The 15,327-nt window shown below is 35.6% G+C and carries 14 protein-coding genes; 8 read left to right on the forward strand and 6 right to left on the reverse strand.

Going from position 1 to position 15,327, the window contains the following annotated elements:
- The first annotated feature begins 10 nt into the window (after positions 1–10).
- Positions 11–1,474, forward strand: a complete 1,464-nt coding sequence (locus GFU89_RS19715; protein ID WP_318848751.1) for a RagB/SusD family nutrient uptake outer membrane protein — start codon at positions 11–13, stop codon at positions 1,472–1,474.
- A gap of 187 nt (positions 1,475–1,661) precedes the next feature.
- Here GFU89_RS19715 and GFU89_RS19720 read toward each other — a convergent pair whose 3' ends face one another.
- Entirely contained in the window at positions 1,662–2,174 is a 513-nt protein-coding gene (locus tag GFU89_RS19720) for a hypothetical protein (protein WP_318848752.1), read from the reverse strand.
- Between the two features lie 89 nt (positions 2,175–2,263).
- Between GFU89_RS19720 and bla the strand changes: the two genes are divergently transcribed.
- Both bla and GFU89_RS19730 read left to right on the forward strand, forming a co-directional pair.
- Entirely contained in the window at positions 2,264–3,154 is an 891-nt protein-coding gene (gene bla / locus GFU89_RS19725) for a class A beta-lactamase (protein ID WP_318848753.1), read from the forward strand.
- A complete protein-coding gene (locus GFU89_RS19730; protein ID WP_318848754.1) occupies positions 3,154–4,191 on the forward strand; it encodes a serine hydrolase domain-containing protein in 1,038 nt (345 codons plus the stop codon). The genes bla and GFU89_RS19730 overlap by 1 nt, the downstream gene beginning before the upstream one ends.
- Positions 4,192–4,496: 305 nt before the next feature.
- Here the strand turns inward: GFU89_RS19730 and GFU89_RS19735 are convergent, their stop codons facing one another.
- A complete protein-coding gene (locus tag GFU89_RS19735) occupies positions 4,497–5,612 on the reverse strand; it encodes an acyltransferase (protein ID WP_318848755.1) in 1,116 nt (371 codons plus the stop codon).
- A gap of 183 nt (positions 5,613–5,795) precedes the next feature.
- Here GFU89_RS19735 and GFU89_RS19740 point away from each other — a divergent pair, with 183 nt between their 5' ends.
- The 4 genes from GFU89_RS19740 to GFU89_RS19755 all read left to right on the forward strand — a co-directional run bounded on the left by GFU89_RS19740 (position 5,796) and on the right by GFU89_RS19755 (position 9,266).
- Positions 5,796–6,860 (forward strand): sensor histidine kinase, encoded by a 1,065-nt coding sequence (locus GFU89_RS19740; protein ID WP_318848756.1) that lies wholly within the window; start codon positions 5,796–5,798, stop codon positions 6,858–6,860.
- The gene (locus GFU89_RS19745; protein WP_318848757.1) at positions 6,850–7,548 is read left to right on the forward strand and encodes a LytTR family DNA-binding domain-containing protein; all 699 of its coding nucleotides are present in this window, start codon (positions 6,850–6,852) and stop codon (positions 7,546–7,548) included. The genes GFU89_RS19740 and GFU89_RS19745 overlap by 11 nt, the downstream gene beginning before the upstream one ends.
- A gap of 381 nt (positions 7,549–7,929) precedes the next feature.
- The gene (locus tag GFU89_RS19750) at positions 7,930–8,490 is read left to right on the forward strand and encodes a hypothetical protein (RefSeq protein ID WP_318848758.1); all 561 of its coding nucleotides are present in this window, start codon (positions 7,930–7,932) and stop codon (positions 8,488–8,490) included.
- An 80-nt stretch (positions 8,491–8,570) separates the two neighbouring features.
- On the forward strand, positions 8,571–9,266 hold the full coding sequence (locus tag GFU89_RS19755) for an ABC transporter ATP-binding protein (RefSeq protein WP_047378181.1): 696 nt from the start codon (positions 8,571–8,573) through the stop codon (positions 9,264–9,266).
- A gap of 41 nt (positions 9,267–9,307) precedes the next feature.
- On the opposite strand, the gene GFU89_RS19760 is transcribed toward GFU89_RS19755, so the two are convergent.
- Positions 9,308–9,742, reverse strand: a complete 435-nt coding sequence (locus GFU89_RS19760; RefSeq protein WP_318848759.1) for a hypothetical protein — start codon at positions 9,740–9,742, stop codon at positions 9,308–9,310.
- 46 nt (positions 9,743–9,788) lie between these two features.
- Positions 9,789–11,726, reverse strand: coding sequence for an SPFH domain-containing protein (locus GFU89_RS19765; protein ID WP_318848760.1), 1,938 nt, complete (start codon positions 11,724–11,726; stop codon positions 9,789–9,791).
- A 443-nt stretch (positions 11,727–12,169) separates the two neighbouring features.
- On the opposite strand from GFU89_RS19765, the gene GFU89_RS19770 reads away from it, so the two are divergent.
- A complete protein-coding gene (locus GFU89_RS19770) occupies positions 12,170–12,607 on the forward strand; it encodes a hypothetical protein (protein WP_318848761.1) in 438 nt (145 codons plus the stop codon).
- Positions 12,608–12,675: 68 nt separating this feature from the next.
- On the opposite strand, the gene GFU89_RS19775 is transcribed toward GFU89_RS19770, so the two are convergent.
- Both GFU89_RS19775 and lpdA read right to left on the reverse strand, forming a co-directional pair.
- Complete coding sequence (locus GFU89_RS19775) at positions 12,676–13,476, reverse strand: patatin-like phospholipase family protein (protein ID WP_318848762.1); 801 nt, start codon at positions 13,474–13,476, stop codon at positions 12,676–12,678.
- Positions 13,477–13,734: 258 nt separating this feature from the next.
- Positions 13,735–15,123: a dihydrolipoyl dehydrogenase gene (gene lpdA, locus GFU89_RS19780; protein ID WP_318848763.1), complete on the reverse strand. Its 1,389-nt coding sequence runs from the start codon at positions 15,121–15,123 to the stop codon at positions 13,735–13,737.
- Between the last annotated feature and the right edge of the window lie 204 nt (positions 15,124–15,327).

Genomic DNA, 15,327 nt, shown 5'->3' on the forward strand with positions numbered 1-15,327 from the left:
AAGAACAGGAATGAACAAAATAAAATACTTTATAACAGCTGTAACAATTAGTTTGATAACTAACAGCTGTGCTAATGACCTTAATACCTTACCGGAAGGCGATATTTCCGGTGAACAGCTGAATAACGACTCTTCCAGTCCGGAAAAAATCCTCGGAGGAATTTATCTTGATCTTCGAAGCAATGGCGCCGGCGGTACTACCGTTCACTCAGATTTCGGAATCATGGGAATTAAATCAGGTGCTGATCTGATGTCAAATGACGTCATCCAGTCTACAAACCAGCATCTGGGAATGTTTTATAATTATGAAGCTACTAATGCCAGTAATATTGCTTCTGAAATTGTATGGACCACTTTTTATGCAAGAATATTTGTGATTAATAAGCTGCTTGATGATTTGGATAAAAATGCAAATGCAAAAAACAGAGCAATTGCAGGACAGTTACTGGCTTTGAGAGCATATTCTTACTTTTATCTGGTTCGTTTTTATGCCAATGATTATAACGGCCATCAGGCTGAACCGGGACTTCCATTGGTGCTTACCGCAAAAAATCCAAGCCAGGGGCTTCCGAGATCAACTGTTGCTGAGGTGTATGGGCAAATCAAGAATGATATTGAGGAATCTATTACACTTTTAGATACTTATGCCCGTCCGTCCAAAGCTCAGATCGACCGAAGAGCAGCTAAGGCAATTGCCGCCGAAGTATTCCTAGAAACAGGAGATTACATCAAAGCAGCTCAATATGCTGAAGAAAGTAAACAGGGAATTGGTCTTATGACAGAGGATGATTATACTACTACCGGATTTTCAAACATCAATAATCCTGAGGTAATATGGGGTTTTCATAATACAATTTCTACCATGAGTATCGGAAATTATTATGCCTCATTCTTCTCGATGTTTGATAATACCAACGAAGGATATGCCGGAGCTGCACAGATCCGTAAACTGATCGACAAACGTCTTTATGAAGCAATTCCGGAAACAGATTACCGTAAAAAAGTGTTCAATGGCAGTCAGGCTGCGGCTTATACCTTTAACGGAAAAACGAAAAATTATCCGCCTTATGTAAGCTGGAAGTTTAAAGATCCTACTCTTTTTGAGGGAGATTATATTTACATCAGAGCTTCCTCATTATATTATGTACAGGCTGAAGCCCTTGCCAGACAGGGAAGAGAAGCGGAAGCAAGACAGGTATTATTTGACATTACTTCGAAAAGAGATAAGGCTTATACACTCTCTACAAAGTCAGGCAGTGCGCTTATCAATGAGATCGTTCTTCAGAAAAGGATAGAACTTTGGGGTGAAGGCTACGCGTGGTTTGATATGAAAAGATTAAATACTCCTTTAGAAAGAGTATACACAGGAACGAATCATACTTTTGGAAGGTTCAATCTTACTCCTGATAAATTCAGATTTCAAATTCCAAATAAAGAGATTAATAATAACCCACAAATCAAACAGAATGAATAGATAAACCTAAAACAATTTTACATTCAAATATATTCAGTGACAAGGCATCATTTACAAGTAAATGGTGCCTTTGTTATTAATTGTAAAGTTGTATGATAATATATCTGCTTAAACAGAATCAATATAATTGATTCCACCTTTACTTCCTCAAAAATTGTATAGGTAAAAAAAACTTTGCGTCATCTATCTATTTCACAATAATATCAGACTTATAATTGTCCTTCACCAGTTCACCATTTTTATACAACCGTTGGTTGATGACCTTCCCTTTTTCATTGAAATAAAGCCACAGTGCATTTTTTCTGCCTAAAGAATCCAGTCGCCCCATTTCTTTCGGCATTTTATTATCGTGAAGAATCTGAATCGGATACAAACCTTTCAGCTCTTTTAAAGAATCCATTTTTTCAGGAATCAGTTCTGCTTCATTTCCTATTTTGAAAGTATATTTTTTCCCTTTACCGCTTTTTAAAATCAGTTCATCTCCTGATATTTCATATTTCCCTTCTGAAAATGGAGCTGTTATGATCTGATCATAACTTATAAGTTCTGTTTTCAAAAATTCAAAGGTTCCGTTTTTTATATAAAGTGAATATTCTCCACCACCGGATTGCAGCTCAACATATTTCGGATATTCTTTATCTTTTTTACAGGAAAGAATGCTGAAAAGAATCATAAAAAGACTAATAATTTTAATTTTCATAAAACTAAATTATTAAAATATTTACAATAAAAGAAGGAGCGGAAATACATTATATTTGGAAATCAAAAAAACTTTAAAGCCAGACTCAAATGAAGAAAGAAATTATTTTTGCATTATTCGCTCTCCTGGTCAGTCTACCTCTTTTTTCGCAGAACACAAAGCTTCCAGATCTTAAGAAAACCATTGAATCCATTATCTCCAATAAGAAGGCTGATGTAGGTGTTTCAATCATTGGACCTTATCCGAAAGAAACAATGCAGATTAATGGTAATAAGCTGTATCCTATGCTCAGTACGGTAAAGTTTCCTATTGCTTTAACAGTGTTGAAGAAAGTAGAAAAGGGTGAACTTTCTTTACAGCAGAAACTATTCATTAAAAAAGAAGAACTTCTTGAAGATACCTGGAGCCCGTTCAAAAAAGAACATCCTGAAGGTAATATAGAAATCAGTGTGGAAGAAGCGCTGAGATGGATTGTTTCATACAGTGACAACAATATCAGTGATATCCTGATGAGGCTGGTTGGTGGGCCGGAGCCTATTCAGAAGCTGGTCAACAGTAAAGATTGTATCATTCAAAACAATGAAGAGGATATGCATAAAGACTGGGAATCTCAGTTTGTAAACAAAATAACACCCAACGAAGCGATCCGGCTTCTTGAGGCATTCAACAATAAAAAAATACTGAACAAAGAACATACTCTGTGGCTTTATAACACGATGCTCAATAACACTGCCGGACCAAAAAGGCTTAAAGGCAATCTCCCGCCACACGTAAAAGTAGCGCACAGAACAGGAACGTCTTTTACGAATAAAGAAGGAATGACAGGCGCTATCAATGATTTTGGAATTATTGAGCTTTCAGACAAAAAAAAGATATACATTGCTGTTTTTCTTCATGACACCTATGAAAAGTTTGAAAATGCAGAAGCAATTATTGCAGACATCTCGAAAGCAACCTATGAATTTTACCAAAAAAAGTAATGATCACAAAAAAACTATTCTTCACTGGCGCATTTGCAGTCCTTTTATCTATTCCCTTTGCCGCTCAGAAAAAAGAGACTTATACTCATAAAATTGACAGTATTATAACAGCTTCCAGTCCGATAGCATTCAATGGCGTTGTGTTGGTTACCCAGAAAGGAAAAATCCAATATCTGAAATCCAATGGCTACAAAGATTTCGAAAAGAAAATCCCTTTGAAAACAGATGACCAGTTTGAAATCATGTCCAATTCAAAGCAGGTTACCGCCGTTTTGATTTTACAGGCTGCCGAACAGGGGAAACTGAATCTTCATACACCTATCAGAAAGTATCTTCCTTCTCTTACCCAAAGCTGGGCAGATACAGTTACCATTCATCATCTTCTGAATCATACTCATGGTATTACAGATATCAATAAGCCAACAGCTTTCAAAGCCGGTTCCCAGTTCAAATATGGTAATTTATCCTATATGCTGCTAGGGGAAATCCTTAAAAATACTACAGGGAAAAATTTCACAGAGCTTGCCACTTCTCTTTTCAAAAAACTGAAAATGGATAAAACACTGGTGTACAATGCAAAGAACAATCAACCCGTTGTTCCTGGCTATATGAACGAAAACAATCAGTTTGAAAAGGTGAAACAGTCATTTCTGAATGATGATATTGTTTCTGCTGCGGGTGTTATTTCTACGGTGCAGAATCTTGCAAAATGGGACGATGAATTATTTAAAGGAAAGCTTCTCTCTCCGGAATTTCAAAAGCAGATCCTGACCCCTTCCACCAGCTCCCAGCACAATGTCTTTGGAAAAGAAAGCATGGGATTTGGATATAACATAAGGTTTATCAAAGAAGCAGGTCTTGATTATTTTGCAGTGACGGGACTTGGTGATGGATTCACCTGCCTTAATGTCTACTTTCCTTCTACAGATACTACTTTGGTCATTTTAGAAAATCAGATGCCTGAAAAAAGTGAATACTGGAGTTTTAAAGAGGCTTCGATAAAGAATGCCGTGTTGAAAGCTATGACCTCCAAATAATTTTAAAATAATATTTTCATTTTCGTAAATTCAATATATCAAACTGATTGTAATCGCTTTACAAATATTCATAGTCTTCGTGATATAAATTCTTAAACGCAAAGTTTTATTAATTTAAACAGATCAATTAAAGAAGGCAAAGAAACAGCGACAAAGTCACATTGAAGCTGCGTGGTCATCGTTCGCTTAATAAGAATCAATAAAATTGATTCCAGCTTTGCTCTCTTATATATTAAGATTGGAAAATAAAACTTTGCGTTTAAAAAGAATAAATATCTGGTATTGATTATCGCAGATTCAGAAGCCTATGCAGATTTTTTTAAAACTCTGGATTTAATGACTGAGAAAGGTTTTTCAATAGCAAATCGGTAGAACAAACCACCCAAAATACAAGCCAGCAGACAAATAAGAAGAGTGATATTATCTGAGGTTTCAAATTTAAAATACTCCAGAAATTCCTGCACCATATGGATAATACCTTTATGTGAAAGGTAAACAGCATATGACAGAGCAGCCAGCTGAGCAGTAATATATGACTTCGAACGATGCAGGAAAGACGATTGAGAAACTGCAGCCATCAGAATAATTCCATAGCTTACTGCCACCAATGTAAAACCAAATACAGAAGCAGTTTCTGACGCCTGCTCATTGCAAACCCAGAAGGAAACACCCAACAGCAGTATTCCAAGAAAGAAAAGCCTATTTCCATTGCTATCAACCATTCTTTTAAATATTGAAGAATACTGCATGAGATACCCGATCAAAACCCCCATTCCCAGGCCATCTAATCTTGTGTGGGTAGGATAATATATTTTCATATACCATAATTTCCAGAAATCTGTGGAAGAAGTATCTGCCATCACAATAAATTCATTACATGCCATCAGCCTTGCTGCAATAGAAAATCCAATGACAGCAATCATCAGAACAGCCATATATTTGAACAGTTTTGCCGGTATTAGGATCAAAAGGAACAAAGGGAGAATGAGATAAAATTGTTCTTCGATACACAATGACCATGCATGGGAAAATGTTCCCCGACTAATAACATCCAACCCATAGTTTTGAGTGAAGGTGACAAACTTCCATAAAGGGGATAACGCTTCCCTTTCCCTGAAAAAAGGAAATGTAAAATAGAGAAAAAGGGTGAAAAAATAAGCCGGAATAATTCTGAAAAACCGTTTTATATAAAATGTTTTCAGGCTGATGTCTCCCTTGTTTTCTATTTCTCTGAACAGCTGCCCTGAGATCAGGAAACCGCTTAAAACAAAGAACAGATCTACTCCCGTCCATCCAAATCTTCCAATACTGTCTATCCAGCCGGGATGTTTAAAGGCCCTGTAGTGATACAGTAACACGAGTATAATAGCAGCGGCCCTCAGATGATCTAATCCATAAAGCCTTTCAGAACGTTCATTCATTATTTTTTTATGCAAATATTGACCAATTTCGTCCTGCTTTCTGACATAGAATCCGGACAACAGGTTATTCACTACCAATAGCAAAACGGGCAGTTTATGGCATAAATGATGTTATCTGACATTATTTTAAGGTCTTTCACAAAACATTTCTCTGGCGTAGCTTAAGTTTTTATATTTTTGAAGATGATGAAAATTCCATCAGGAAATCAGATCAGACAAACTCTATACTTCCAGCTGTTCTTCTGGACTGCTTTATTTTTATTCGGAACGGCAAGAATGTATGGAGAATACGAAAGTGGAGCTTTTAAAGAATTGATGATTTATAACTTTTGCCACTGGATTTTCCAGATTGCAGGAGCCAATTTTATTTATTTCGTGCTGATCCGACATTTTTTTGACCAGAAAAGATATGTTGAGTTTTCGCTGTATCTCATCATCAGTCTTTATCTTATTTCTATTATCAACAGATTTTTCCTTGTTTATATTGCAGAACCTCTTTTTACCAATGAAGTCAAAGACAGTGTTTATAGTATTTTTACAGATATCCCCTATCTTTTGCTTCATTATACATTCACAATTATCAGTGGGGCATTTATCTTTATTTCCATCATGTTTTTCATACGGTATAAGGATGAAAAGGAACGTACTATCAAACTGCAAAAGGAAAAGACAGAACTGGAGTTACAGTCTCTCAAATCTCAGCTCAATCCTCATTTTCTTTTTAACACTTTGAATAATATTTATTCTCTGTCGATCAGTCATTCTGATAAGACTTCCCAATCCATCAGCCAGCTTTCGGATATTCTTGATTATATTTTATACAAGGGACAGAAAAAATGGGTTTCGGTTTCTGATGAACTGGATATTATTGAGCATTATATTGCACTGGAAAGCCTGCGGTATCATGATGAAAGATTAAAAATTCAGAAAAATATCAGATTAAACACCCAGAATACCATCCCACCTCTGCTCTATCTTACGTTGGTAGAAAATGCCTTTAAACATGGAGTAGGAAAAAGTTCGGAAACCACAGAAATAAAGATTGATATGGAAACTGATGGCCATCATTCTGTTTTTACAATTGAAAATACCTTCTCGGATCACCAAACGGCTAATGAAAAAGGAATCGGACTGCAGAACATCCAAAGACAATTGCAATATCATTATCAGAAACATTTTATCTTCAGTATCTCACAGGAAAACAATATTTTTAAAGTTGAAATAACCACTCCTTCACATGATGATTAACTGTATTATTGTAGATGACGAACCTCTGGCCATGTCACTACTGGAAAACCATATTTCTAAGATCGACGATTTAAAACTGTTGGGAAAAGCTCAGAATGCAATGCAGGCTTATAAAATACTGCAAAATCAGACTGTGGACCTGATGTTTCTGGATATTCAGATGCCTCACCTCAATGGAATTGATTTCCTGAAGTCACTTCCTCAAAAGCCTAAAACCATTTTTACCACCGCTTACCGTGATTTTGCCATTGAAGGTTTTGAACTGGAAGCAGTAGATTATCTTCTGAAACCGATTACTTTTGAACGTTTTTTCAAATCTGTGGAACGTATCCTGAGAACTACCACCGGCCATACAGAAGATTTTATCCTCATCAAAACCGAAGGAATGCACCGGAAACTTACCCTTTCTGAGATCGTTTATTTTGAAAGCCAGGGAAATGATATCAAAATAGTACTTATTACCAATGAAAGTTTTATTTCAAAAAGTAAGATTACAGACCTTGAACAGACGTTATCAGATAAAGGTTTTGTAAGAATTCACAGGTCTTTTATCATTAATTCTGCTTTTGTGACGGCATTCAATAATAATGAAATTGTTGTCAACAACCATAAGATTCCTGTAGGAAGAAGTTATAAGCAGGAATTTGATGTCTTAATCTCTTCTGTTTCCAGAAATAAACTGTTATAAACCTGTTTCCGAACATTTCATTGTTCTGTTTCGGCTCCTCTTTTAGAAATTAATCTATACAGGCATTTTTTAACATTTATTTTAAATTAGCTTTTGCCCCAACCTTACTTCAGCAATTTTCAATCTGTTTTTAAACACATTACATCGCATTAATAATTGTCAATCAATTGTAAACCCAATGGGCTTCACTTTCTCAGAAAAGAACCAAACAATTAATTAACAAACACTTACGTAAACAATGAAATCCATAGCATCAGCGGATGATCCCATAGAAATATTAAAAAAAATTGTTATTTTTGCTGTAATAAATAAAATTGCTTTTTAGCCTTTTTATTAGTAAATTTATGTGCACCAATTTTATAAAACATTAAAATTCAATTCATGAGAAAAATAATTCTACTTATTACATGTATGTTCGGTATTTCAGTTTTCTCACAAATTAAAGTGTTGAAGAATGAAAGTTTGGTGGAAATTGGTAAAGATAATTCCGTTGGTCTCTATAAAAAGGAAGATAAATTTACAGTCAACTACCAGGATCTGAACACCAGCAACCTGAATACAATCCGATCTTTTTCATTTCAGAACCTTAATGGTGATGTTACCGGATTATTTAAACTTATTATGGACGGGTTTATCTCTGCTCCAGGTGAGAATATTATCCTGGAACTGCCTAATGATATTATCGAACTTCATTATGAAAAGAACTACGGCCAGCCGACTGTACAGTTTATCCAGGTGATCAACAAGAACCGAAAATATATAGGAAAAACACAGTTTTTAACTCAAAAACAGGTGGAGAAAATTTTTGGAAGAACCAATGGAAAGTATGCAATGTATGAAAAACCTGCAACTGTAAACCCAACGGCTAATAAAGGGGCTGTCAACACCGCTTCTACTGCTGCTCCCACAACGGGCGGAGCTAAGAAAAAATCAAGAAAATAATTATATTTTATAAATATTGCGAAACTCATTCTATCGGATGAGTTTTTTTATTTTATTTTTGCAAAAAGATAGTAAAACTTATGCCGCTTCAGATAATCAATTTAACCAAAAAATTTGGTGAGCAGACTGCCCTTGACAATATCAACATTTCAATTGATAAAAACGAGATCATCGGTCTTCTTGGCCCGAACGGTGCCGGAAAATCTACCCTGATGAAATCTATTGTCGGAGCACTGAAAATTGACCAGGGTGAAATCATTTTCAATGGTATGAATATCTCAAACCATGAGATTGAAAGCAAAAAGAAAATAGGCTTTCTTCCTGAAAATAATCCGCTTTATCTGGAGATGTATGTAAAAGAATACCTTCAGTTTGTTGCTAATATCCACAAAATTCCTGAATCCAGAGTGGATGAGGTGATAGAGCTGGTAGGAATCACCCCTGAAAAATCTAAAAAGATCGGACAGCTTTCTAAAGGCTACAAACAACGTGTAGGATTGGCACAGGCTATTATTCATCAGCCGGATTTATTGATTCTGGATGAGCCTACCAATGGTCTGGATCCCAATCAAATCATTGAAATCCGTAATGTGGTAAAACAAATCGGCCAGCAGAAAACCGTTTTACTTTCTACCCACATTATGCAGGAAGTGGAAGCACTTTGTTCAAGAGTAATTCTTATTCATAAAGGGAATATCCTTCAGGACTGCCCTATTGATGAGTTTAAAGGTAAGTTTGAAAGCCTGGAAGAGGCATTTGCAAGTTATACTGTATAAAGAAATACAAAATCGCCCGGAAGTTTTTCCGGGCGATTTTTTTAGCTTTTTATGATATATCCTATGGGAGCTGTAATTCCTAGAGTTTCGTATTTTTTATAATGAACCCAAAATTTATTTTCATTATGAAAGTCTCTTTTCATATAAACTGTATCTTTTTGAGGCATAAACACTATATAAATATCCTTATCAACTACTCTCATTTTCTCACTTACAATATGAATGTCTGACAATTCCTTTTTTGAAAAAGATGAATTATTTTGTTCTATTTTTGAAGTCTTTATATTTTCTATAAGTTCATTTTTAATCAAACGATTACGTACTGAAATTATTAAAAAAAATAAAATCAGACTGATAGCCATGCCAAAGAAAGCATTAGATTTTTTTTTAACAATTTTAGAATAAATTTCAAGAATAGAGAAAATAATAAAACTAATAATAAGAAGTGCAATAATAATCTGGACTATATAAATCATTTTAAATAGCTTTCAAAATTTAGAGTAATTTAATTGTAAGTTAAAGTTAAGAATTGTTATCCGGTTTCTCTTCAATTACAGTAACTGTTTCAGCATTTTTCTTCTGAACCTGTTCCAACAGTTGAAGTCCCAAAAGCCCACTGATTCCTCCATTCGCTGAATCTCCGCTTCCTCCGATTAATACCTCAGGCATTATTCTTACATTCTGGTTGGCAATATTCTCCATGATTTTCAATTGGGTAAAATTATTACCACCCATTGCTTCCACTGATAATTTATAAGACTCCGCATTGGATTTACCTATGGCCAGGATTTTTTCTGCTTCTGCGTTACCTGTTAATGAAATTTGTTCAGCATTTGCTTTCGCCAGCAATTCTATCTTTTCGGCTTCAGCTTTGGCGAGAAGTCTTGTTTTTTCTGCTTCACCTGTTGCCAGCAACTTCAATCTGTCTCCTTCCGCATTCGCCTGTAATCTTACAGAATTGGCGTCTCCGGTTGCTTTTTTTACTGATGCATCAGCAATTCTTTCTGCAATCACAACTCCCTGGTCTGCTTTTACAATTTCTTTCTGCATATCAGCAACAGCCGTTTCTTTTTCCAGAGCCTGACGCGTTTCCTGCGCCAGCATTTCAGTTTCGTACGTAATTTTCTGTTCTTCTGCCAATTTTCTATCTGTCAAAGTTTTCATCAGACTTTCCGGAGGAACAATTGCCCCTATCAAAGTATCAACTGCATTGACATTATATTGTTCCAAAACACTGCTGATGTGATCTTTTGCCGACTGCTGTCTTTCTTTTCGTGTTCCCAGAAACGCAATCACGTCACTATCCTGTGCAGAATTTCTGAAATAATTTCCAATGGTTGGTTCTAAAACCTGACTGACAAGATTGATCATATTTCCAAAACGGGCAATCACTTTTGGAGCCTCATAGGTAGGAATATGGATGATCTGTGAAACATCAAGATTGAAAGGAAAACCATCTTTACTTCGTACCGTAATGGTGGAAAGATTTTTATCGAGCTGGTGAGATTCTATTCTTTCAAAAGCCCAGTTCAATACTAAATTGGTGGTAGGAACAAGTTCAACCTTCATAATATAAGGGTTAATTGGATATTTCCCGGGACCAATAGGTTCGGCCCAAACGCCTTTACGTCCTTTCTCAACAATATTTCCATGCTTAAAATCTACTCCGCTCAAATCTTTTCCTTCTTCTCCCACATAGCTGATAATTACTCCAACATGACCAATCGGAATTTCCGTCATTTTCACCATTTCAACTTTTGTAAACCATGGATTTAAGAAGTAAGAACCCGCCAGGATCACCTGTTCCTGAAGACCTTTGTAGCCGCCATTATTTAAAAAAGTATCAACATCCTGAAACTTATTATGGTCATTGATAATTTTACCTGCAATCTGACCTTCTTCTAAAGGACTTCCTTCCATTGTCGTGATAACTCCCACTGCATTATCAGGAATCTGAGTCATATCCGTTAATTCTATTTCAAACAACAACGTATTGATTCTGTAAGACCCCGGTGCAATAATTGCAGTTTGGCGACCTTTTCGCCCTCCGTTTCTTAAAAAAGCTTCAGCATCCTGAAAAGAATCACAGTCGACTTTTCTGGCTAAAATCCTTCCTGTCTCTAATTCTGCACCATCTTTAGCCAATAATAATCCTATTTTACTTGTCGGAATCACTATAAAAGATTGAAAATCGATAGAATACTGCCATATCCATTTTCTGAAATACACCCCCGGAGCTAATGTCTGAGCCTGAAAACCTGCTTCTCCATTAGTGGCAATAATTCTTCCTTCCGGAAGTTCCTGCTTACCCACCAACACGAATTTTTTGGTTACCAACCCGATTTTGTCCTGAGGAACAATGATTAATCCAAAGAAAATTCTTAGTATGAATTTATAAAAAAGTACGCACAAAAGTGCAATTACGGCCGGAATCATCCAGCCATGAAAAGCTAATTCCATAGTTTTGTTATTTGTTTTTGATTATATTTGAAAACAGGGATTGTGCTCTATTTCTTCGGTATTTGAAAAAACAGAGTACGAATTATATGATAATTCTTTCGAAAAAATTAAGAAATTACAGGGGGAGAAGTATTAAAAATCGTGAAGATGATTTCTGATACTTTTAATAGAAAAAACTTAAAGTTAATTAGTTTCATTTTGATAATAAAGGAACGAAATCCTTTGATGGTACAAATGTACAGAAGAAAAGTATTCAGTTGTTGCAGAAGCTGGCAATATTTCTCAAACAAAAATATAATCAATTGAAAATCAATATAATTATTTTACATAACAACTCTTAAAGGAGCTGAAAATTTCTTCTGCAACACCATTTATTCTGCTTAAATATTGAAAAATGGCTCTAAATTTGATGAGGCTTAAACATCACAACAAAATATAAGAAAATGATTAAAAAACTTTTATTTGGGACTTTCTGTTTAGCTCAGTTTTCTTTCGCCTATGCCAAAGAAGTCCCAACTCCGAAAACAGATATTTCTGTAACTTCTTCTGCTCTTCAGCAGGTACCCAAAACAGTCATTATTAAAACAAAAAAATTCAAAATCAGAATCGATAAACAGCCAAACGGAAAGTATCTTTACCAGTCGTGGAATGCCAATGCGAAGATCACCGCAAAACCAAGTATGATCATCAGCGACGGAGAAATGATTCCTGACGGTACCGGAGGAAATTATTATATAGAATTCAGTAATCAAGGACACAGCTATCAGATCTGGAGAAATTACCTTACTGATTCTCCGAAAAAAGCTCCTTATACACTGGTTGTAAATGATGCTAATGATACTGAGATTGTACGCCAGGACGGCTATGTAGTCAAAAATTAGAAGAATATAAAGACTGGAATAATCTTCCTTTCTTATAAAATAATATCCTGCATTGATGCAGGATTTTTTTATGTTCCGGATTTTTTTAATTCTTCAAAAAAACTACTGGCTTCGTAGCTTTCTTTAGCGGCTTTATAACCGATATTAAAAATCTGTTCCAACCTGTCTTTTCCACGTTCAAAAGTTCCGTAAGAAGATAGCTTTTGGGAAGAAATGAACCAGTCGCAGTAATCAAATTTTATTTTTTCAATCCTATAGGAAAGAAGATCGTAGGAGCGGGAAACAATGGCTTTAATGGAGTTCAGATCTTTAATTTTTGCTTCATTGGGCGGAGATACAAATACACCGATCAGCTTATCACAGTCATCCCTGATAATATCCGCAGGGAAATTATTCAGTACGCCTCCGTCACAGTACATTTCATCACCAATGATGTAAGGAGTCGTTATTCCGGGAATGGAGCATGATGCAATAATGGCATCCACAATTTCAAAATCTTTATCAAAAATCTTCTGGGTTCCGGCAACAAGTTCTGTGGCTACAATTTTCACTTCTATATCAAGATCGCCTAATTTCATTTCATGAAAAATAGGTTTCAGATAGTTCCTGAAGATTACCGAAGAAACAAGTCCCGGCTGATTGAATGTAAAGTGTTTCCAGTTGAAAAAATAAATGGAATTAAAAAATTCCAGAATTTCTTCCGGAGTTTTTCCTATGGCATGAAGGCATCCTACAATAGATCCGGCGCTGCAGCAGGAAAGGATATCAATTTCTATACCTTTTTCTTGTAAGAATTTTAATACTCCTGCATGAGCGATTCCTTTGGTACCGCCTCCTGATAAAACAAGTCCTACTCTCTCGAAATTCATTGAATAAATGTATGAAAACAGCCTGAAATAATTAAGTTAATTTTTATAAATCTGCTAATTTTAAAATTATTTTAAGAAAATTAACTGTAATCCTGTCAAAAATTCAATCAGGTGTCTGGTTTTTCTACCTAATAAAATGTTTTCTCATAGCTCAACCTTACAGGTTTAAAAACATCTGCAAGATTTAACACATTCATTTTCAATAAAAAAACCCGGAGAATTCCGGGTTTTCATTATATAATTAGGTTTATTTTCTAATTAGATGTGAATCACTTCACCGTAAGCAGCAGCAGCAGCTTCCATAATTGCTTCAGAAACTGTAGGGTGCGGGTGAATAGATTTAATGATCTCGTGACCTGTAGTTTCTAATTTTCTAGCAACAACAGCTTCAGCAACCATATCAGTTACTCCTTCACCAATCATGTGGCATCCTAACCACTCACCATATTTAGCATCAAAGATTACTTTGATAAATCCGTCTGTGTTTCCGTTTGCAGTAGCTTTACCACTTGCAGAAAGAGGGAATTTACCAACTTTGATTTCGTATCCTTTTTCTTTAGCCTGCTTTTCAGTAAGACCTACAGAAGCTACTTCAGGGTGGCAGTATGTACATCCAGGGATATTGCCATAGTCGATTTTTTCAACGTGCATTCCTTTGATTTTTTCTACACAAGTGATTCCTTCAGCAGAAGCAACGTGAGCCAAAGCCTGAGTTGGGATGATATCTCCAATTGCATAGTAACCAGGTACTGAAGTTTCATACCATTCGTTTACCAATACTCTTCCTTTATCTGTCTGGATTCCTACTTCTTCTAATCCGATGTTCTCGATATTAGCAGCAATACCTACAGCAGATAATAAGATATCAGCTTCAAGAGTGATATTTCCGTTAGCTGTTTTTACAGTAGCTTTTACTCCTTCTCCGCTTGTATCAACACTTTCTACAGAAGCGTTTGTCATAATCTCGATTCCTGTTTTCTTCAGAGATTTCTCTAAGTGTTTAGAGATTTCTTCGTCTTCTACAGGGACGATGTTTGGCATAAATTCAACAACAGTCACTTTTGTTCCCATTGTGTTATAGAAGTCAGCAAATTCTACCCCGATTGCTCCAGAACCTACTACAATCATAGATTTTGGCTGCTCAGGAAGAGATAATGCCTGTCTGTATCCGATTACTTTTTTACCATCCTGTGGTAAGTTTGGTAATTCTCTTGAACGAGCTCCTGTAGCGATGATAATGTTGTTGGCAGAGTATTCAGTTACTTTACCTTCTTTATCTGTCACAGAAACTTTCTTACCTTTCTGTACTTTTGCAGTACCAAGAATTACGTCAATCTTATTCTTTTTCATCAAGAATTCGATTCCTTTGCTCATTTTGCTGGCAACACCACGGCTTCTCTGAATTACATTCGGGAATTCAAAGCTAGCCTCCACTTTATTTAAACCATAATCTTCAGCATGGTTGATATAATGAAAAACCTGAGCAGATTTCAATAAAGCTTTAGTTGGAATACATCCCCAGTTAAGGCAGATTCCTCCTAAATTTTCTTTCTCGATAATTGCGGTTTTGAAACCTAATTGCGCTGCTCTGATCGCAGTAACATATCCACCAGGACCACTTCCAATGACAATAATATCGTAATTCATTACTTTAAAAATTTTTATGCGAATTTAAGGAAAAATATTGGATGTTTTATGTTTCTGCCAACTGATCTTAGAATGCATCAACAAGGCTACTTTATTCAATTTTAAACAAAGAAAGAGAATACAAAACGCACTCTCTTTCAATAAATCTTATTTTACATTGAAAATTCATCAAAATTTAAAATATAAAAACCTTCTTTTTCAATT

Origin of the sequence: Chryseobacterium sp. JV558, assembly GCF_033712365.1 — a bacterium.
Classification (GTDB): Bacteria; Bacteroidota; Bacteroidia; order Flavobacteriales; family Weeksellaceae; genus Chryseobacterium.